The organism is Salimicrobium humidisoli (genome assembly GCF_002295105.1).
Classification (GTDB): domain Bacteria; phylum Bacillota; class Bacilli; order Bacillales; family Halobacillaceae; genus Salimicrobium; species Salimicrobium humidisoli.
On sequence record NZ_NSGH01000008.1, the window covers coordinates 72,355 to 93,615 of the forward strand.

Genomic DNA, 21,261 nt, shown 5'->3' on the forward strand with positions numbered 1-21,261 from the left:
GCCGCTATGATAATGATCATAGCGGTTTCTCATGAGAAAAAGAAAATATAGCGTAAGGAGGTCGTGTGGTTGAGTCAGGACGTAATTAAAGTAACAGAACAATTAGTCATGCCGATCTTACAGGATCTTAATGCAGAATTAGTCGATGTAGTATTTGAAAAAGAAGGAAAGAACTGGTTTCTACGCGTTTTTATCGATAAAGAAAATGGAATTGATATTGAAGAATGCGGGATCGTCTCCGAGAAGTTGAGTGAAAAACTTGATGAAGAAGACCCGGTCGATTTCGCCTATTTCCTCGATGTTTCTTCTCCTGGTGCAGAAAGACCACTGAAGAAGAAAGAGGATTTTGAGAAGTATGTCGGAGAATACGTCTACATGAAGCTTTATGAGCCCGTAGAAGGGGAAAAAGAATTTGAAGGAACCCTCAGAAGTTTCCAGGATGAAATTGCAGAAATTGAAATAAGAATAAAAACGAGAAGAAAGACGCTGGAAGTGCCGTTCAATAAGATAGCCAAAGCACGACTGGCAGTTACGTTTAATTAATAAAGGGGTGGATTCAGGTGAGTCAGCAATTGTTTGATGCCATGAATTATTTGGAAAAAGAAAAAGGCATCGATAAGGATTTTCTGCTCGAGGCGTTGGAAGCTGCATTGATTTCAGCATATAAGAAGAATTTTAATGCCGCTACAAATGTTCGCGTAAGTATAAATGAAGAAGAAGGCGCTATGAAAGTTTTCGCTCAAAAAACAGTAGTGGATGAAGTGGAAGATAACCAGCAGGAAATTTCCACTGAAGAAGCAAAGGAAATCAACCCTAACTACGAAGCCGAAGATGTTGTGGAAGTGGAAGTTACCCCCGCAGATTTCGGCCGAATAGCCGCTCAGGCTGCGAAACAGGTGGTGACCCAGCGAGTCAGGGAAGCGGAACGCGGAATCATTTACGGAGAGTATGTCGACCGTGAAGAAGATATTATGAACGGCATCATCCAGAGAAAAGACAACCGGTTCGTCTACGTAAATCTCGGTAAAGTGGAGGCCCGGCTTCCCGAGGGAGAACAGATGCCGAAAGAAACGTACAACGTCCATGACCGTCTTAAAGTTTATGTCACAAAAGTGGAAAACAATAATAAAGGTCCGCACGTTTATGTTTCGAGGACGCACCCGAATCTACTGAAGCGTCTCTTTGAAATGGAAGTGCCGGAAATATACGACGGGACAGTAGAAGTGACGTCCGTGGCACGTGAAGCCGGAGACCGCTCTAAAATCTCCGTATATGCGGAAGATCCGGAAATCGATCCGGTCGGCTCCTGTGTCGGTCAGGGCGGTCAGCGCGTACAGACTATAGTGGATGAGCTTAAAGGCGAGAAAATAGACATTGTACAGTGGTCGGAAGATCCGGTTGTATATGTCACTAATGCGCTCAGTCCTTCCAAAGTACGTAAAGTCATCGTCAATGAAGAGGAACAGGCAACGACGGTGATCGTGCCGGATTATCAGCTTTCGCTTGCTATAGGTAAAAGAGGTCAGAACGCCAGACTGGCGGCTAAATTAACCGGGTGGAAGATTGACATTAAAAGTGAATCCGAAGCTCTCGAAAACGGCCTTCTTGATGATGATAGCGACCTGGAGGAAGAGGCGGCAGATAATCCTGATCCTTTGGAAGAGTGATAAGGAGAAAGGGGAATATTCATGCCTAAACAGAAAAAGAAGACACCTTTACGGAAGTGTGTAGTAACCCAGGAAATGAAGCCGAAACAGCAGTTGATTCGCGTGGTTCGCAATAAAGAGGGAGAGGTCTTTGTAGACCCGACCGGTAAAAAGAATGGCAGAGGTGCCTATATTTCTAAAGATCTGAATGTAATCAATACCGCCGAAGAACAGGGGATGCTCGCAAGGCATTTGAACACAGGCATCGATTCCGCGGTGTTCGAACAGTTAAGAGCACAAGTGACCGAAATTGAGTAAAGGTACCTATCTGGATTTTCTCGGGCTGGCAATGAGAGCCGGTAAAATAACGGTGGGGGAAGAATCCATCGTAAAAGATATCCAGTCGAAACGTGCGAAACTGGTGTTAGTTGCCGCAGATACCGGGAAACAGACAAAGAAAAAGCTGAATGACAAATGCAGCTATTATCAAATTCCGATTTTCGAAGTGGATGATCGTCAGACGATATCACAAGCAATAGGGAAATCGGGACGAGTTGCGATCGCAGTTACGGAGAAAGGTTTCGCCAAAAAAATGCAGTCGTTACTCGAGGAAATTAATCGGGGGTGAAAGTATGAGTAAAATGAGAATTTACGAATACGCCAAAAAGAATAATGTAGAAAATAAAAAAGTGATCGAAACACTTAACGAAATGGGGATGGACGTTACGAACCACATGGTTGCCATAACGGAAGAAACGCAGCAGCAACTGGACAAAACGTTCAACCCTTCTTCCGGTCAGGAAGAAAAATCTGCTGAAAACACGCAGAAGAGCGCAGAGAAAAAACCTAAGAAAAAGAAAAGCAACAATAAAAAAGCGAAAAATAAGCAGGAAGCTCATAAACAGCAGGAAAGAAAACCTAAAAGCAAAAATGAGACTCCTTCCAAAGTATTTTACGAAGGCACACTTACGGTGAGCGAACTTGCGGAGAAGCTGAATAAGGATTCTTCCGAAATATTGAAGAAACTTCTCCTTATGGGAGTTATGGCCAATAAGAACCAGACTCTCGACAGCGATACGATTGAACTGATCGGTGACGAATTCGGTGTGGAGGTCGAAGAGAAAGAAGCGGTGGACGAAACCGATATCGAAAACCTCACTTTCGAAGATAGCCCGGAAGACCTTGAAGAACGCCCTGCCGTAGTAACCATAATGGGTCACGTTGACCACGGAAAGACTACTCTCCTTGATTCGATCCGTAATACGAAGGTCACTGCAGGGGAAGCAGGGGGAATTACGCAGCACATTGGAGCGTATCAGATCGAAGAGAACGATAAAAAAGTTACATTTCTTGATACGCCCGGACACGCAGCATTTACAAGTATGCGTTCCCGTGGTGCTCAGGTAACGGACGTGGCGATTCTTGTCGTTGCGGCTGATGACGGGGTAATGCCGCAGACGAGAGAAGCGATTTCACATGCGAAAGCAGCCGAAGTACCGATCATCGTTGCCGTTAACAAGATGGACGTGGAAGGTGCGAATCCTGACCGTGTTATGCAGGAACTCATGCAGTTCGAACTGGTTGCCGAAGATTACGGCGGCGACACGATCTTTGTGAAAATGTCCGCTCTTGCAGGAGAAGGAATAGATGAGCTTCTGGAAATGATTACATTAGTTTCCGAAATGGAAGAACTGAAAGCCAACCCTGCACGTCCTGCATTCGGAACGGTCATCGAAGCCGAACTTGATAAAGGAAGAGGACCTGTCGCAACACTTCTTGTACAGAATGGAACTCTGAACGTCGGAGATTCCGTCGTTGTAGGTAACACATACGGTCGTGTGCGTGCCATGGTCAACGATATCGGCCGCCGGGTGAAAGAAGCTGCTCCTTCTACACCAGTGGAAGTGACGGGACTTAATGACGTACCGCATGCGGGAGATCGTTTCCTCGTCTTTGAAGATGAAAAGAGAGCCAAGTCTATCGGTGAAGCACGTAAACAGCAAAAAATCGAAGAAGAAAGACGATCGACTCAGAAAGTCAGTCTCGACGATCTTTTTGAACAGATCCAGCAGGGTGAGTTGAAAGAGATCAATCTTATTCTTAAAGCCGATGTTCAGGGTTCGGTCGAAGCTCTGGCCGGTTCACTTGAAAAGATTGAAGTCGAGGATGTGAAAGTTAACATCATCCATACCGGAGTAGGGGCTATTACAGAGTCTGATGTTTCCCTGGCTGCCGCCTCCAGCGGAGTTATTATCGGATTCAACGTACGTCCGGACGGTAACGCAAGAAAGTCCGCCGAAGCCGAAAACGTTGAGATCAGACTCCACAATGTCATTTACAAAGCCATTGAAGAGATTGAGGCTGCTATGAAGGGTATGCTCGATCCTGAATTCGAAGAAAAAATAATCGGTCAGGTAGAAGTCCGCGAAATCTTTAAAGTTTCAAAAGTCGGTACCATCGCAGGTTCTTATGTTACAGACGGTAAAATCAACCGGAACGCAGGCGTACGCGTCATCCGCGACGGTGTCGTAATCTTCGAAGGTGAAATCGACCAGCTGAAACGGTACAAAGATGATGCGAAGGAAGTAGTACAGGGTTATGAATGTGGTGTAACCGTCAAAAACTTCAACGATATAAAAGTCGGAGATATCATTGAACCTTTCGTAATGGAAGAAGTAGAACGAACGTGATTGTAAGTGCAGAGATAGATGGAATGATACACGGTGCCCAATCGCTCAAAGAAAAAAGAGCGGTTCTGCGCCGTGTACAATCCAGGATTCAAAACGAATTTAACGTCTCTGTGAGCGAAATCGATCACCAGAATCTTTGGCAACGCACCAAAATCGGAGTGGTCACCATCTCGTACGATTATCAAAAAGCGGAACAGACCATTCAGAAAGTGCTGCACTTTATTGATTCTTTTCCGGAATTTGAACGAATGGATACCTTCCTGGAACGTCTTTAGGAAAGTGGGTGAAGAAATATGAGTGAAATGAGAGCGAATCGTGTAGCAGAGCAGATCAAAAAAGAATTAGGGGACATTATCAGTAAAAAGATAAAAGATCCGCGTATAGGTTTTGTGACTGTGACAGATGCGGAAGTGACCGGAGATCTGCAGCAGGCAACTGTATATATCACCGTGCTCGGTGATGACCCGGAAACCCAGGATACGCTTGCAGGACTGGCCAAAGCCAGAGGGTTCATACGCTCTGAAATAGGAAAGAGGATCCGTTTGAGGAAAACTCCGGAGATCACTTTCGAAATTGACGAAGCAGTAGAACGCGGAAACCGCATCGAGTCCCTGTTGAACAATCTGAACGACACGAATAACACGTAACCCCGGGTTCTCAATAACCGGGGTTACATTTATAATTGGAGGGGAACAGGAATATGGATGGTATTTTTCCATTGTGGAAACCCAAAGGGTTAACTTCCCATGACTGCGTAGTGAAGGTAAGAAAAGTAGCCGGAACGAAAAAAATCGGTCACACCGGTACTCTGGACCCTGAGGTGGAAGGGGTATTGCCGCTGTGTATCGGCAAAGCGACTAAGCTCGTTCCTTTTCTTACCGATACAGAAAAAACCTACGAGGCAGTTATTTCCCTCGGCACGGCGACGGAGACGGAAGATGCCTGGGGAGAAGCGATCGGCACGGCTGAAGTGCCCGATATTTCCGATGATTATATCCAGAAGGTGCTGGAGGATTTTCAGGGACACATTACGCAGGTGCCCCCCATGTATTCGGCTGTTAAAGTAAATGGCAGGCGACTGTACGAATATGCGAGGGAAGGTATGGAAGTGGAAAGACCTGAACGGCAGGTGACGATTCACGAACTGCATTGGATGGAGAGAGTGAGCAGGGAATCGTTCAGAGTGAAAGTGGTCTGCTCCAAGGGGACTTACATAAGAACGCTTTGCGTGGATATAGGAAAAGCTCTCGGACTGCCTGCACACATGAAGGAATTAACGAGGACCGGTACCGGGGAGTTCACCGAAACCGATTGTGTAAGACTCGAAGATCTGGACAGAGATAAACTGAATAACGGGCTGCTTCCGATGAAGAAAGCCGTCCCTCATTTGCCTGAGTGGGAGGTTACGGAAGAAGAGGCGTCTCTTATAAGAAATGGTCAGAGATTTGATCGCCCGGCCAGCTGGAGTGCAGGAGAAATTCACGTCGCTGTTCATCAGGGGGAACTGCTTGCTCTGTATCATGACCACCCTGATAAACCGGGTCTGATAAAGCCGATCCGCGTACTTAAACAGTAATAAATGAAGCAGGTGAGACAGTATGAAAGTGTTTCGATTGGATAACCGTACCAGTAGTGTGAAAGAACAGGTGGAGACCAGCGTAACAGCTGTCGGTTTTTTTGATGGTGTGCATACAGGTCACCGCAAAGTAATGATGAAAGCGAAAGAGATGGCAGAGAAAGAAGGCAGGAAATGGGGAGTGATGACTTTCGATCCCCACCCTTCAGTAGTATTGAAGGGAGTGGAAAATGCCCAGTACTTAACCCCTTTGCCGGTGAAAGAAAAGCTCATAGAAGAACTGGGAGCCGATTACCTTTTCATTGTTCCATTCACGAAGGAACTGGCATCTTTGAGTCCGCAAACGTTCGTGGATGAATATTTTGCAGGTCTTCGTATCGCCCATGTAGTGGCAGGGTTCGATTTCTCATTCGGGCATAAAGGAAAAGGGAATATGGACATCATCGATCAGCTGGCTGACGGACGATTTACATCTTCGACCGTCGAGGAATTTCAGGAAGGCAGCGAAAAGGTCAGTTCCACCCGGATAAGAAAACTGCTGGATGAAGGAGAGGTGAATGCGGCCAATGAACTTCTCGGTCGCAGCTATGTAATATATGCGAAGCCTGCCGGGGCAGGGGAGCTGGAGATACCTCTCCATTACCACCATCCCGAAGACGGAGAATATGAAGTAGAGGTTGATGGTGAGAGAGGGCGCGCAGTGGTAAAAGGAAGCAGAATTGAATGGAAGAACGGATGTAACAGGAACGAAGGAGATGTGCCTGTTCATTTTCTTGAAGAATTGCGAAAACAACCCTAAAGGTTGCATTTTTCCTTTCAGTTTTGTATGATTTAAAATGAACCTTCGCTAGGCGCTTCGACTCACCGACGATCGCTTGGGGCAAGGGAATGAATTAATTTTAGGAGGTGGAGCTGTAATGGCTTTAACTAAGGAACGTAAAAACGAAATAATTGAACAGTACAAGACTCACGAAAATGATACAGGGTCTTCGGAAGTTCAAATCGCAGTTTTGACAGAGCAAATCACTACACTGAACAATCATTTGCGTTATCATAAACATGATCACCATTCCCGTCGCGGACTGTTGAAAATGGTTGGTAGACGTCGTAATCTGTTGAGCTATCTACGTGATAATGATATTAAACGTTATCGTGAGTTGATCCAAAGTCTTGGTCTGCGTCGCTAACGTACAGGTAAAAGCGGGAGGGATCCCGCTTTTTCTGTATGTTTACATATCTATAAGCTTAGTGACACTGATCGGTATTGCAAATTAGAGAGGAGTACAATCTTCTATGACAGATAATAAACAAGTGTTTTCTATTGATATCGGCGGTCAGACGCTGTCGGTGGAAATAGGTGAAATGGCAAAGCAGGCGAACGGAGCAGCGATGATCAGCTATGGTGATACATCGGTTCTTTCCACAGCTACCGGTTCCAAAGAGCCGAAAGACCTTCCGTTTTTCCCGTTGACTATTAACTATGAAGAACGTCTATATGCCGTAGGGAAAATACCGGGCGGCTTCATTAAGCGTGAAGGGCGTCCGAGCGACAAAGCGGTATTGACTGCCCGTTTGATCGATCGCCCGATCAGACCGCTGTTTCCGGACGGGTTCCGGAACGATATCCAGGTTATCAACACTGTGATGAGTGTGGATCAGGACTGTTCCTCCGAAATCGCGGCGATGATAGGGTCTTCTATCGCGCTCAGTGTCTCTGACCTCCCGTTCGCGGGACCGATCGCCGGAGTTATCGTCGGACGGGTGGACGGAAAATTCGTCATCAACCCGACCGTCGAACAGCAGAAAGCGAGTGACATCGATTTAACAGTGGCCGGAACGAAAGATGCGGTCAACATGGTGGAAGCAGGAGCACTTGAAGTTCCGGAAGCCGATATGCTTGAAGCGATCATGTTCGGGCATGAAGAGATTAAACGCCTGGTGGAATTTCAGGAAGAGATCATTAAAGCTGCCGGAAAAGAAAAAATGGAAGTGCAACTTCTTTCAAATGACGAACAGCTTCAGCAGAAGACGGAAAGGGAAGCTACGGCTTCCATAGTCGAAGCTATTCAGATTAACGATAAAAAAGCACGGGAAGAAGCGATCGATAAGGCTAAAAACGACTACCTGGATAAAGTCGCTGAAGAGGATTTGGAGGAAGAAGCGATCGGTCAGATCAAGTCCATCCTGGACGATATTGTAAAAGCCGAGGTACGCAGACTGATTACGAAAGAGAAAATAAGACCTGACGGCCGAAGCCCGCGTGAAATCCGACCTCTTACCTCAAGAGTGGATGTGCTGCCACGCACACACGGATCGGGGATGTTCACCCGTGGTCAGACCCAGGCGCTCAGCGTATGTACACTTGGAGCACTGGGAGAAGTCCAGATCCTGGACGGTCTGGACCTGGAAGAATCGAAACGCTTTATGCACCATTACAATTTCCCGAACTTCTCCGTCGGGGAAACAGGACCGATACGCGGTCCGGGCCGTCGTGAAATCGGTCATGGAGCCTTGGGGGAAAGAGCACTTGAAGTGGTCATTCCATCCGAAGAGGAATTTCCGTATACTATACGGCTCGTTTCCGAAGTGCTTGAATCCAACGGTTCCACTTCCCAGGCCAGTATATGTGCCAGTACTCTTGCAATGATGGACGCCGGTGTGCCGATTAAAGCACCCGTAGCCGGTATTGCCATGGGTCTTGTGAAATCAGGGGATGATTACACGATTCTGACAGATATTCAGGGAATGGAAGACTTTCTCGGAGATATGGATTTCAAAGTAGCCGGTACCGAAAAAGGTGTCACTGCCCTGCAGATGGACATCAAGATTGAAGGTCTTTCGAGAGATATTCTGAAAGAGGCGCTGGAACAGGCGAAAAAAGGAAGAATGGACATACTCGGGCACATGCTTGAAGTAATGCCTTCCACACGCAGTGAACTGTCCTCCTACGCTCCTAAAATTATGAAAATGTCGATCAACCCCGATAAAATTCGTGATGTCATCGGTCCGAGCGGCAAACAGATCAATAAGATCATCGAAGAAACAGGGGTGAAAATCGACATTGAGCAGGATGGGACTGTCTTCATTTCCTCTCAAAATAGCGAAATGAATGAAAACGCCAAAAAAGTGATCGAAGATATCGTTCGTGACGTAGAAGTGGGAGAAGTGTATGATGGTACAGTGAAACGGGTGGAGAAATTCGGAGCCTTCGTGGAACTGTTCAAAGGCAAAGAAGGCCTCGTACACATCTCCGAGCTGGCGGAAGAACACATTAAAAAAACAGAAGACGTAGCCAATGTTGGGGATACGCTGACTGTAAAAGTGAAAGAGATCGACAGACAGGGAAGGATAAACCTTTCCAGAAAAGCGATCCTTGTAGAACAGAAAGAGAAAGAGCAGAGTGAAGAAGGACAGCAGACAGAGTAAAGAAAAGCGAACTGGATAATTCCAGTTCCTTTTTTTAATTAAAAACATATAGCACAACCGTGCTTTTTCACTTGTTTCGAAGCAGTTCAGAACTTTCGGGAGGAAATCGGAGAATACGCTGCCAGGATATACTTAGTTCTCCATTGAGAAGGTTAGTTACCGAATCGGCTCATCTATTGTATTAGCATTCCGGAGAAGTATTAGGTTACGATTGGGTAGTATGAGTTTACAGGTGTGGTTTACCGGCAGTTCGCACGCAGTCACCATACGTTCCTCAAGGCTGACGGACCCTGGTGTTCCGGGTATAATGAGTATTGTTCCTTATGACGTAAACCGGGGAAATGTGATAAAATAACAAAATAGTGGGACTGTAATTAATTTTCAAAATCAATTACAGGGAAAGGAAGATAATGATGAGCGAGCAGAAAAAAGTTAATGTAGCCGTTCTCGGTGCTACCGGAGCGGTCGGACAGAAAATGATCGAAACACTGGAAGATAGAGACTTTCCTGTTAAAGAACTGAAACTGTTGTCTTCAAGTCGTTCTGCAGGGTCAAAGATTTCTTTCAAAGGTGAAGAATATACAGTGGAAGAAGCACAACCGGAAAGCTTTGAAAATGTGGATATCGCATTGTTCTCCGCAGGAGGATCGATTTCCAAAAAACTTGCGCCGGAAGCGGTGAAACGCGGTGCTCTTGTTATTGATAATACAAGTGCGTACAGGATGGACCCGGAAGTCCCTCTCGTAGTACCGGAAGTGAATGAAGAAGATATTAAAGAAAACAAAGGGATAATAGCGAATCCTAACTGCTCCACAATTCAGATGGTCGCTGCTCTTAAGCCGATTGATGACAAATATGGGCTGAAACGGGTCCTTGTATCGACTTATCAGGCAGTGTCCGGAGCCGGAAACGATGCAGTTGATGAGATGAATGAACAGTCGAGAGCGATGCTCGACGGGAAAGAGTACGAAACGAATATACTTCCTGTCAAAGGAGACGAAAAACATTTTCCGATAGCTTTTAACGCTCTGCCGCAAATCGACGTATTCGAAGAAGACGGCTATACTTTCGAAGAAAAGAAAATGATCAATGAAACGAAGAAGATTATGCATATGGACAAACTTCCCGTTTCAGCGACGTGTGTACGCCTCCCGTTTGCGGTTTCCCATGCGGAGAGTGTATATGTCGAAATCGATCAAGAAGCAGTAAGCGTAAGTGATTTCAGAAAAGTCATCAGTAATGGAGAAGGCCTGACACTTCAGGACAACCCGTCCGAGCAGGACTATCCTACGCCGCTGTCGGCAGCCGGCAAGAAAGATGTATTTGTCGGAAGGATTCGTAAAGACCCGGATGTCGATTACGGTTTTCATATGTGGGTCGTCTCGGATAATCTACTCAAAGGCGCGGCCTGGAACTCCATACAGATAGCAGAAAGAGTCGTGACAAATAACTGGTTGTAATCCAATGACTATAGAGGTGTAAGGAATGGATATCGTAGTTCAGAAATTTGGAGGAACATCGGTCCGGGACGAAGAAAGCCGTGCCCGGGCCATGTCCCACATTGAGAAAGCAGTGAAAGAAGGATACAAAGTAGTAGTAGCGGTTTCCGCGATGGGGAGAAAAGGTGAACCGTATGCGACGGATACTCTGTTAAGTCTCGTGGATCATCCGAATACAACTTTGTCTTCGAGGGAACAGGATCTTCTCATGTCCTGCGGAGAAGTGATATCATCCGTCGTATTTTCGGATGAATTATCGAAGGCCGGTGTTTCATCGACAGCTCTTACCGGAGCACAGGCAGGGTTTTTCACTAACAGTGATTTCACCAAAGCTAAAATAGTCGATATGAAACCGGACAGAATATTGCAGGAACTTAAAGATTTAGATGTAGTAGTTGTGGCAGGCTTCCAGGGAAAAACCGAAGAGGGGGATGTCACGACGTTCGGACGCGGAGGCAGTGATACGACTGCTGCCGCACTCGGTGCAGCTTTAAATGCAGAATACGTGGATATCTTCACGGACGTCGAAGGTATTATGACTGCAGATCCGAGAATTGTGGAATCGGCCCGTACGATGAAGCAGATTACGTATAATGAGATCAGTAATCTTGCTTATCAGGGAGCCAAAGTGATACATCCGAGAGCTGTAGAAATCGCCATGCACGCAAAAGTTCCGTTACGGGTAAGGTCTACATATTCGGACTTACCGGGCACGCTCGTTTCTGCTTCCACGGACGGGGAGAATGGCAGTGATATCGATGACAGACTCGTTACCGGTATCGCCCATATGACTGGAATTACACAAATAAAAATTCCGGTGGAAGAAGAAAACGGCAATGTTCAGGCAAAAGTCTTCGGTATGATGGCAGAAGCGGGTATCTCGGTGGATTTCATCAATATTTCACCGAACTCGATTGTATTCACCATTGCCGAACCTTATACGGAAAAGGCGAGAGAGCTGTTCGAACAGGAAGGATTTTCTCCGGTAATAAAACGGAACTGTGCCAAAGTATCGACTGTGGGGGCCGGAATTTCAGGGGTCCCGGGCGTTACTTCCAAGATAGTTAATACATTAAGCAGTGCCGGAGTGCAGATTCTTCAGTCCGCAGACTCACACACGACTATCTGGATGCTGATCAGGGAAGAGGACATTAAGGAAGCCGTTAATGCTCTACATTCGATATTTCAACTGAGCGAAGATATATAAAGGGGAGATGAATATGGATTTCGGACGGGTACTGACTGCTATGGCAACTCCGATTGACAGTTTCGGACAGGTGGATTTTCCGAAAATTGATGAACTTGTCGACCATCTGGTTAATAACGGAAGCGACGGCCTGGTGGTAGCCGGGACGACCGGGGAATCTGCCACTCTTTCTTTTGATGAGAAAGTGAAAGTATGGGAAAGGACCGTTTACGCAGCGGACGGACGGGTCCCTGTCCTTGCCGGTTCAGGTACTAACGGAACCCAGGAATCTCTGGAACTTTCCCTTCTGGCTCAGAATGTGGGAGTCGACGGTCTGATGCTGGTCGTTCCTTACTACAACAAACCGAATCAGGAAGGCCTGTATCTGCATTTTAAAACGATTGCTGAGAAAGTGGACGTACCGATAATGGTATATAACGTCCCCGGTCGCACAGTCGTACGCTTGAATCCGGAGACTATCGTAAGGCTCTCCGAAATCCCCAATATCGCAGCCGTTAAGGAAGCTACCGGCGACCTGAGCGCCATGGCTGAAATCATAGAGGGCGCATCCAATGATTTTAACGTTTATACCGGCGATGATCATCTGACATATCCTACGTACGCTATCGGTGGTCGTGGTGTGGTGTCGGTGTCTTCTCATGTAGCCGGTAAAACGATGCAGGAAATGCTTGATTTATTTGACCAGGGTGAAATAAAAAAAGCTGCCGCCATACATCGTAAGCTCGTACCGGTCTGTAAAGGGATGTTTATAGCTCCTTCGCCGGCGCCGATCAAAGAGGCTTTGAAAAGGAAAGGTCTCGATGTCGGAGGAGTACGTCTCCCGATGGTGCCTTTGACAAAGGAGGAAGAAACATTCATCCACAACCTGGTGGATGACCTGTAATCCGGCTGTCCTTCACCATTAATATCTCCCTGACATCCTGTTGCCGGTACCTGCAGTATTCCGGTGCCCAATCTGTCAGTTGAGGGGAATCAATTGTTCGACCGGTCTTTTCCGAAAGGCCGGTCGTTACGTATTTTCAAGCATCCTCCAGTCCTTTCACTCTGCGCAATTCATCAGAGTCCTTCTGTTTTTGTGACCGGAGGGTATAGGTGTATAAGAAAGGAATATGCTATAATTATAGAATGAACCTTCCAGGATGCCCCGGATAACCACGGCATCCTGTTTTTTCGTCAAAGTAGGAGGATTTCCATGGCTAAAAGAAAAAGAAACAGAAAAAAGAAATCAAAGATAAATAATCGCATACGTTATGAATTGTTCGGTCTGCTGTTTGTCATTACAGCAATTTTCGGGAGTGGACTGCCCTTTTTCAAAACGGGAGCTGTCCCGAAATTCCTGACTTTCGTTTTCCAGCTGATTTTTGGATTATGGTATTTTATGATACCGCTCGGTCTGCTGGTGCTTGGCGGATATGTCATGCTTAAGAGGTCGTGGCCGATCATTAAGAAACCCGGAGGTACATTCCTTGTCGTTGCAGGAGTACTGCTTCTTTCGCACGTCCAGGCGTTATATCCGTCGAACGGAGGTGTGTTCTCTGCCACCTGGGGGATTTATCGAAGCGATGTATCCTTCATTGAGATGGGCGGGGGTTTCAGTGGAGCTGTCCTCTACAGCATAACTGACTTTCTTTTTGGACAGGCGGGTTCGATTATAGTTTCCGTATTTATGATCGTCATAGGAAGTATGATGATCAGGGAGTGGTCACCGGCAGAGAAAATTAGTAAATTTTTCAAAAAGTGGAAGAAAAAGGTCTCCGGAAGAAAGAAGAAAAAGACTTCTTCCAAATCACCGGTGGAGCCTGAGCGTAAGGAGCAGAAACCTGCTCCAGCGGAAAATCCGGAGTCAGAAGCGGAACATCCGATTATTCAGGACTTTACGGAACAGACTAAGAACAGACCCGCGCCTGCGGTCCAGGAATCGGGTAAAGATACGGGAGAAGAGACGAGGGACGTATCGTTAGCTACCGGGGAAACGGAAAACCATGATTATGAACTCCCCGGCTTCGATTTGCTGAAAGCACCGGGAGGGAACCCGCAAAGTCAGGACAGAAGCCATATTCAGGAGACGGTCAGGAAATTGGAGACCACTTTCGACAGTTTTGGAGTGAAGGCGAAAGTGACGAAAGTACATGTCGGTCCTTCCGTCACGAAATACGAGGTGAATCCCGATACAGGAGTGAAAGTAAGTAAGATCGTTAATCTGCACGATGACCTCGCTCTGTCACTGGCTGCCCGTGATATACGTATTGAAGCCCCGATTCCGGGTAAATCCGCTGTCGGTATTGAAGTCCCGAACCAGGAGATCTCCATGGTCACACTCAGAGAAGTGCTGGAGTCGGGTTCTCTCAAAAAAGATCAGAAATTAGGTTTTGCGCTGGGCAGAGACATCTCCGGGGAAGCTGTCATGGCCGAGCTGAACAAGATGCCACATCTGCTCGTGGCAGGAGCAACCGGCAGCGGGAAAAGCGTGTGTATAAACGGTATCATCACCAGTATACTTATGCGTGCCAAGCCACATGAAGTGAAAATGATGATGATTGATCCGAAGAAAGTGGAGCTGAACGTCTACAACGGCATTCCTCACCTGTTATCACCGGTCGTCACCGATCCGAAGAAAGCTTCCAGGGCACTGAAGAAAGTAGTAAGTGAGATGGACAGGCGGTACGACCTGTTTTCGGAAAGCGGCACGAGAAACATCGAAGGGTACAATGAATATATTAAGAAACATAACGAACAGGAAGAAGATGACCAGCCCACGCTTCCTTACATCGTCGTTCTCGTGGATGAACTAGCGGACTTGATGATGGTAGCTTCAAATGAAGTGGAAGATTCCATCACACGACTGGCTCAGATGGCGAGAGCTGCAGGGATACATCTGATTATTGCTACGCAGCGTCCATCGGTAGATGTCATTACGGGAGTGATCAAAGCGAATATTCCTTCGAGAATAGCCTTCAGCGTCTCATCCCAGACTGATTCGAGGACTATCCTTGATTCGGGAGGAGCTGAAAAGCTTCTCGGCCGGGGGGATATGCTCTTTACACCGGTTGGCGCAAATAAACCGACGAGAGTACAGGGAGCTTTCCTTTCTGACGAGGAAGTGGAAAATATCGTCGACTTTTGTGTGGAACAGCAGAAAGCGCAATATCAGGAAGAGATGATCCCCGAAGAAGAGACGGAAGTCCAGCAGGAAGTGGACGACGAATTGTATCCTGAAGCCGTTCAGATGGTTGTAGAGATGCAAAGTGCAAGTGCTTCGATGATTCAACGGAGATTCCGTGTAGGTTATACAAGAGCGGCACGACTTGTGGATTCAATGGAAGAAAACGGTATAGTGGGACCTTCCGAGGGCAGTAAGCCACGTACGGTTCTGGTTTCCGGAGTGGACGAGGAAAACAGTGAGTCATAAAAAGCCCCTCCGATATGGAATATATCGGAGGGAAATCCTTTCGAATTCAAAAAACTATTAAAGTTGCAACAATAATATTTATTTATTGGGAAAAAAGTGTTATATTTATTTCAATAATATGTGTCGAACGTCAGAGGTCAGATCTCCAACATTCGAAACGAATTTCCAGGAGCAGGAGGTGCGCATATGGCAATAAAACAGGATCCGAGACATCTTTATCTGCAGGTGATTGAGCAGTTGAAAAAGGATATACAGGAGGAAGTATATAAAGAAAGAGAAAAATTACCCTCCGAGTTTCAGCTTTCAAAAAGACTGGGCGTATCACGTGCGACTTTAAGAGAAGCATTAAGAATCCTAGAAGAAGATAATCTGGTGACCCGCAGGCACGGGGTGGGCACTTTCGTTAACCCAAAACCGATGTTTTCAGCCGGAATCGAGGAATTGGACAGCGTTACCGGTATGATTACAAGTTCCGGGATGACTCCGGGCACCCAGTATTTATCTGCGGATCTCGTAGAGCCTACGGAAGAAGACCGGGAGAGATTTCACCCGAAAGAGTTACATAAAATAGCCAAACTGGAACGCGTCCGGACTGCAGACGGGGAACCGGTAGTCTATTGTGTGGACAAACTGCCGGAAGGCGTCATATCTTTACAGGATGTGAAAGAGAAGGGCTCTATGTTCAGGCTGATCGAAGAATATACTCAGAAACCGATCGCTTATGCCGTGACGTATATTGAGCCTGTCGGTTACCACGAGATAGTTTCCCCGGTTTTGAACACCGATCCGGAAGAAGCGCTTCTTCTTTTGAAACAGATGCATTATACTGCAGATGATGAGCCGCTGCTTCTATCGTTAAACTACTTCAGGGCAGATAAGTTCAGCTTTCACGTTTTGCGCCGGAGAGTGTAAGGGTTTTCAATAGTATAATATAATCTTTTAAGGAGGTGAGGCTTCGGGGTGGATGTACCTTTCTTATTGATGAAGATTGAATGTTCAAAAAATTAAGGGGGAATTATTATGCGTCGTACGTTATTTTTGCTGACACTGGTACTCACATTTGGACTTTTTCTTGCAGCCTGCGGTTCCTCGGACAGCGGAGGGGGCTCTGAAAGTTCCGGAAGCGATTCGAAATCCGAAGAGGAAGGTTCCGGTGAGGGCGGCAATAGTGACTTCACCGTGGCGATGGTTACGGATACAGGAGGAGTGGATGATAAATCTTTCAACCAGTCGGCCTGGGAAGGATTGCAGGAATTCGGTAAAGAGAACAACCTTGAAGAAAATAAAGGTTATGACTATGCTCAATCGGAAAGTGATGCGGATTATACCACAAACCTGAACCGTCTCGTACGCGAAGATTACAATCTGATCTTCGGTATCGGCTTCCTTTTACAGCCCGACGTTGAAAAAGTAGCTTCGCAGTTCCCTGAAACGAACTTCTCTCTGGTGGATGCAGTAGCGGAGGGGGAAAATATTGCAAGCATCACTTTTAAAGAACATCAGGGTTCTTTCCTTGCAGGAGTGGCTGCAGCTAACAAAACCGAGTCGGATCATCTTGGTTTTGTAGGCGGTGTCGACAGTGAACTTATCAACAAATTCGAATCGGGTTTCCGTGCCGGTGCGAAAACAGTAAATCCCGATATTAAAATCGATGTACAATATGCAGAAAGCTTCAACTCCGCCGATCAGGGTAAACTGATTGCTTCCAACATGTATTCCCAGGGTGCTGATGTAATTTATCACGCAGCCGGAGGTACAGGCAACGGAGTGTTCTCTGAAGCGAAAGACCGCGTTCGCGGCGGTGACGAAAAAGTATGGGTGATCGGGGTAGACCGTGACCAGCATGAAGAAGGCGCCATCGATGACACGAACGTTACTTTGACTTCCATGGTCAAGAGAGTCGATATCGCTGTTCAGGACGTTTCCAAACAGGCGATGGAAGGCGAATTCCCTGGAGGCGAAGTTGTGGAATATGGACTCGAAGATGAAGGTGTAAGCCTTGCACGCACCAATGAAGAAGCTATGACAGAAGAAATTATATCTACAGTGGAAGAGTGGAAACAAAAAATCATTGACGGTGAGGTCGAAGTACCAATGACCCGTGATGAAACAGAAGAGTATGTTTCTTCTCTGAAATAGATGGAAGTTTACGAGGTCGGTTTCCATGACCGGCCTCCTTCTATCTTCAGATCATCCAGGGAAAAAAACTCTTCCCTGAATGATCTGGAAATAGAAAAAAGCATGAGTGGGGGAGGATTTCATGGACTACGTAATAGAAATGCTTAATATCAGGAAAGAGTTTCCGGGTATAGTAGCGAATGACGACATTACGCTCCAGGTACAAAAAGGGGAGATCCATGCACTTTTAGGAGAAAATGGAGCAGGGAAGTCGACCCTGATGAACGTTCTGTTCGGACTTTATAAACCTGAAAAGGGAAGCATCAGGATTCAGGGGGAAGAAGTGAATGTGGAAGATCCGAACGTCGCGAACGCTCTCGGGATCGGCATGGTACACCAGCATTTTATGCTGGTTGATACGTTTACCGTCACTGAGAACATCGTACTCGGCAGTGAACCTAATAAAGCCGGTACCGTCGATATTAAAAGAGCCGAAAAAGAAGTGCAGGCTCTTTCTGAAAGGTACGGATTGAATGTGGATGCGACTGCTAAGATCAGAGATATTTCCGTCGGTATGCAGCAGAGAGCCGAAATATTGAAAACGCTCTACAGGGGTGCTGAGATACTTATTCTGGATGAGCCTACCGCGGTACTTACACCGCAGGAGATCAAAGAGCTGACACAAATTATGAGAGATCTTGTCAATGAAGGCAAGTCGATTATTCTCATTACCCACAAACTGAAAGAAATCATGCAGGTATGTGACAAATGTACCATCATCCGCAAAGGGAAAGGAATAGGTACCGTAGATGTGAAAGATACGAATGCGACGGAACTGGCTTCCCTGATGGTGGGAAGAGAAGTCACGTTTAAAACGGATAAAACGAAAGCTACTCCGGGAGAGAATGCGTTAGACATCAAAAACCTTAAAGTTAAGGATTCGCGTGGAGTCGAAATGGTCAAGGACCTTAATCTGCACGTAAGACAGGGAGAAATAGTCGGAGTCGCGGGAGTCGACGGAAACGGGCAGACAGAACTTGTGGAAGCGCTGACAGGGCTGAAGAAAAGCAGTGCGGGAGAAATAACGCTTAATAATCGTTCCATCTATAATCTGGAACCGAGAAAAGTTACGGAAGCAGGGGTAGCCCATATTCCTCAGGACCGGCATAAACACGGACTTCTTCTGGACTTTCCCATAGGAGAAAACATGGTCATGCAGAGCTATTATCTGGAGCCCAACTCGAAAAGAGGAATTTTGAACTTTAAGAATATCTATAAAAAAGCGAAATCCCTGATCGAGGAATACGACGTCCGCACACCGGATGAGTACACAAAAGCCCGTTCCCTTTCCGGGGGGAATCAGCAGAAAGCGATCATTGCACGGGAAGTCGACCGCTCTCCCGATCTTCTTATAGCTTCACAGCCGACGCGGGGGCTGGACGTAGGGGCGATCGAGTTTATTCACAATAAACTGATAGAAGAAAGAGACAAAGGGCGTGCGGTTCTGCTCGTATCATTCGAACTTGATGAAATTTTGAATGTCAGTGACCGTATAGCCGTAATGTTCGACGGTAAAATCATCGAGGAAGTGAAGCCGGAAGAGACGGATGAGCAGGAGCTCGGACTGTTGATGGCCGGCAGAAAGTCAGAAAAGCAGGGGGAAGCGTAATGTTCAGTAATCGGACGTTTAATATAGTCGTACCTATTGTATCTGTTTTACTGGGTCTGCTGGCAGGGGCTGTTATTATGGTGTCTTTCGGCTACAATCCGGTAGCCGGTTATGCCGCCATGTGGAACGGGGCGTTCGGAGATGCCTACTTCCTCGGTGAAACGGTTCGACAGGTCACTCCGTACATACTTTCAGGACTGGCGGTCGCTTTTGCAATGAGAGCCGGTCTTCTGAATATCGGAGTGGAAGGACAAGTGATTGTGGGATGGCTGGCAGCCGTCTGGATAGGTTCCTCTTTCGGCATGCCTCCGGTCGTCCACGTACTGGTTGCTCTGCTCGCAGCCGCTGTAGCGGGAGGAATCTGGGGTTTTGTGCCGGGACTGCTGAAAGCGAAACTCGGGGTTCACGAAGTTATTGTAACCATTATGATGAACTATATAGCTCTTTACCTTTCCAACTCTGTGATACGGGGTGTACTGACAGACGGAGAGGACCGGACGGGGAACGTAGCCGAAACAGCGTCTTTGGCTGCTCCCTGGCTGAGAGAACTGACTTTCTATTCCCGGATCCACTATGGCTTCATCGTTGCTCTTGTAATGGCATTCACCATGTGGTTTTTACTTAACAAAACGACTCGTGGGTTCGAGCTTCGTGCAGTCGGAAGCAACCCCTTTGCATCAGAATATGCAGGAATGAAAGTCGGAAGAAACATTATCATCGCCATGGTGATTTCAGGTGGTTTCGCAGGTCTTGCGGGAGCCATGGAAGGACTCGGTACGTTCCAGTACGCCTCTGTCAGTTCCGGATTTACGAACATCGGGTTCGACGGGATCGCGGTTGCACTGCTCGGGGCGAATACAGCCATCGGGGTGATATTGGCGGCCATCTTATTCGGTACGCTGAAAATAGGGGCCCTTAATATGCCGACCGAGGCAGGAGTCCCTACCGAACTTGTAGATATCGTAATCGCATTGATTATTCTGTTCGTGGCATCCGGGTACATTATCCGCTGGGTGTTCCTGAAATTCAGTAAGGAGGGTAAATAAATGGACTTTCTAGATGCTTTGGCTATAATGGTTTCTTCTGCGCTTGTATTTGCTGCTCCTCTGATTTTTACGGCTATAGGCGGGGTGTTCAGTGAACGTTCCGGAATTATCAACATCGGACTGGAAGGTCTGATGGTAATGGGTGCTTTCGTCGGAATCGTGTTTAACCTCACATTTTCGGATATGTTCGGATCGATGACCCCATGGATTTCGATGCTTGCTGCTATGGTACTCTCGGCGATTTTTGCACTTGTTCATGCCGTAGCTTCGATAACTTTCCGGGCAGACCAGGTGGTAAGCGGGGTGGCGATCAACTTTTTGGCGCTCGGTGTCGGACTGTTCCTGACCCGTGAGTTTTATGACCGCGGTCAGACGGATATCATCAGTAACCCGTTCTATACGTGGGACGTGCCGTTCCTGTCGGATATTCCGGTTCTCGGACGGATGTTTTTTGAGAATTATCCCTCCACGTATCTCGCTATCGCTGTTGCTCTGTTAGGCTGGTTCGTTTTATTCAAGACCTCCTTCGGGCTCAGACTACGGGCTGTAGGGGAGCATCCTATGGCGGCAGATACGAACGGTATTAAAGTGTACCGTATGCGCTATATTGCAGTCATGATTTCCGGAGCTATGGGTGGTCTTGGAGGCGCTGCATACGCTCTGACAGTAGCTCAGGCCTTTTCCCAGGCTACTATCGTCGGTCAGGGTTTCATGTCCCTTGCTGCCGTTATATTCGGGAAATGGCATCCGCTTGGCGCACTCGGAGCAGCGATTTTCTTCGGATTCGCGCAGGCCATCAGCATTAACGGGGCGAGCTGGCCATTATTCGCCAACATCCCCCAGGTGTTTCTGCTGATCCTCCCTTATGCGCTCACCATTTTAGCGCTGGCAGGGTTCATCGGCCGGGCCGAAGCTCCGAAATCTCTGGGCACACCTTATATTAAAGGAAGTCGGTAAACATATAGCCCGGATAAT

20 protein-coding genes are annotated in these 21,261 nt (G+C 47.0%); all 20 read left to right on the forward strand.

Translation table 11 applies throughout. The features are described 5' to 3' along the window. Positions 1 to 69 precede the first annotated feature (69 nt). Positions 70 to 543, forward strand: a complete 474-nt coding sequence (rimP, locus tag CKW00_RS06635; RefSeq protein ID WP_095821913.1) for a ribosome maturation factor RimP — start codon at positions 70 to 72, stop codon at positions 541 to 543. Positions 544 to 560: 17 nt separating this feature from the next. Next, complete coding sequence (nusA, locus tag CKW00_RS06640; RefSeq protein WP_095821914.1) at positions 561 to 1,667, forward strand: transcription termination factor NusA; 1,107 nt, start codon at positions 561 to 563, stop codon at positions 1,665 to 1,667. Positions 1,668 to 1,688: 21 nt separating this feature from the next. Further along, a complete protein-coding gene (rnpM, locus tag CKW00_RS06645) occupies positions 1,689 to 1,964 on the forward strand; it encodes an RNase P modulator RnpM (protein WP_095821915.1) in 276 nt (91 codons plus the stop codon). Next, positions 1,957 to 2,274, forward strand: coding sequence for a YlxQ family RNA-binding protein (locus CKW00_RS06650; RefSeq protein WP_008587825.1), 318 nt, complete (start codon positions 1,957 to 1,959; stop codon positions 2,272 to 2,274). The genes rnpM and CKW00_RS06650 overlap by 8 nt, the downstream gene beginning before the upstream one ends. A gap of 4 nt (positions 2,275 to 2,278) precedes the next feature. Further along, positions 2,279 to 4,336, forward strand: a complete 2,058-nt coding sequence (gene infB, locus CKW00_RS06655) for a translation initiation factor IF-2 (protein ID WP_095821916.1) — start codon at positions 2,279 to 2,281, stop codon at positions 4,334 to 4,336. Beyond that, on the forward strand, positions 4,333 to 4,611 hold the full coding sequence (locus CKW00_RS06660; protein WP_095821917.1) for a DUF503 domain-containing protein: 279 nt from the start codon (positions 4,333 to 4,335) through the stop codon (positions 4,609 to 4,611). The genes infB and CKW00_RS06660 overlap by 4 nt, the downstream gene beginning before the upstream one ends. Before the next feature lie 18 nt (positions 4,612 to 4,629). Continuing rightward, positions 4,630 to 4,983, forward strand: coding sequence for a 30S ribosome-binding factor RbfA (gene rbfA, locus CKW00_RS06665; protein ID WP_095821918.1), 354 nt, complete (start codon positions 4,630 to 4,632; stop codon positions 4,981 to 4,983). Positions 4,984 to 5,036: 53 nt separating this feature from the next. Beyond that, positions 5,037 to 5,912, forward strand: coding sequence for a tRNA pseudouridine(55) synthase TruB (gene truB / locus CKW00_RS06670; protein ID WP_095821919.1), 876 nt, complete (start codon positions 5,037 to 5,039; stop codon positions 5,910 to 5,912). 22 nt (positions 5,913 to 5,934) lie between these two features. Continuing rightward, positions 5,935 to 6,711 carry an FAD synthetase family protein gene (locus CKW00_RS06675; RefSeq protein ID WP_095821920.1) on the forward strand — a complete coding sequence of 259 codons (777 nt, stop codon included), beginning with the start codon at positions 5,935 to 5,937 and terminating at the stop codon, positions 6,709 to 6,711. 118 nt (positions 6,712 to 6,829) lie between these two features. Next, positions 6,830 to 7,099 (forward strand): 30S ribosomal protein S15, encoded by a 270-nt coding sequence (rpsO, locus tag CKW00_RS06680; RefSeq protein ID WP_095821921.1) that lies wholly within the window; start codon positions 6,830 to 6,832, stop codon positions 7,097 to 7,099. A gap of 106 nt (positions 7,100 to 7,205) precedes the next feature. After that, the gene (pnp, locus tag CKW00_RS06685; protein ID WP_095821922.1) at positions 7,206 to 9,338 is read left to right on the forward strand and encodes a polyribonucleotide nucleotidyltransferase; all 2,133 of its coding nucleotides are present in this window, start codon (positions 7,206 to 7,208) and stop codon (positions 9,336 to 9,338) included. Positions 9,339 to 9,751: 413 nt separating this feature from the next. Further along, a complete protein-coding gene (gene asd, locus CKW00_RS06690; protein WP_095821923.1) occupies positions 9,752 to 10,798 on the forward strand; it encodes an aspartate-semialdehyde dehydrogenase in 1,047 nt (348 codons plus the stop codon). A 25-nt stretch (positions 10,799 to 10,823) separates the two neighbouring features. Next, entirely contained in the window at positions 10,824 to 12,044 is a 1,221-nt protein-coding gene (gene dapG, locus CKW00_RS06695; RefSeq protein WP_095821924.1) for an aspartate kinase, read from the forward strand. Between the two features lie 13 nt (positions 12,045 to 12,057). Next, positions 12,058 to 12,927: a 4-hydroxy-tetrahydrodipicolinate synthase gene (dapA, locus tag CKW00_RS06700; RefSeq protein WP_095821925.1), complete on the forward strand. Its 870-nt coding sequence runs from the start codon at positions 12,058 to 12,060 to the stop codon at positions 12,925 to 12,927. A gap of 309 nt (positions 12,928 to 13,236) precedes the next feature. After that, positions 13,237 to 15,453: a DNA translocase FtsK gene (locus CKW00_RS06705; protein ID WP_095821926.1), complete on the forward strand. Its 2,217-nt coding sequence runs from the start codon at positions 13,237 to 13,239 to the stop codon at positions 15,451 to 15,453. Positions 15,454 to 15,639: 186 nt separating this feature from the next. Further along, entirely contained in the window at positions 15,640 to 16,365 is a 726-nt protein-coding gene (locus CKW00_RS06710) for a GntR family transcriptional regulator (RefSeq protein ID WP_008587799.1), read from the forward strand. Between the two features lie 108 nt (positions 16,366 to 16,473). Continuing rightward, positions 16,474 to 17,592, forward strand: a complete 1,119-nt coding sequence (locus CKW00_RS06715) for a BMP family lipoprotein (RefSeq protein ID WP_095821927.1) — start codon at positions 16,474 to 16,476, stop codon at positions 17,590 to 17,592. Positions 17,593 to 17,713: 121 nt separating this feature from the next. Continuing rightward, a complete protein-coding gene (locus tag CKW00_RS06720) occupies positions 17,714 to 19,240 on the forward strand; it encodes an ABC transporter ATP-binding protein (RefSeq protein ID WP_095821928.1) in 1,527 nt (508 codons plus the stop codon). After that, entirely contained in the window at positions 19,240 to 20,286 is a 1,047-nt protein-coding gene (locus CKW00_RS06725; protein ID WP_095821929.1) for an ABC transporter permease, read from the forward strand. The genes CKW00_RS06720 and CKW00_RS06725 overlap by 1 nt, the downstream gene beginning before the upstream one ends. Continuing rightward, positions 20,287 to 21,243: an ABC transporter permease gene (locus CKW00_RS06730; RefSeq protein WP_008587792.1), complete on the forward strand. Its 957-nt coding sequence runs from the start codon at positions 20,287 to 20,289 to the stop codon at positions 21,241 to 21,243. The last annotated feature ends 18 nt before the right edge of the window (positions 21,244 to 21,261 follow it).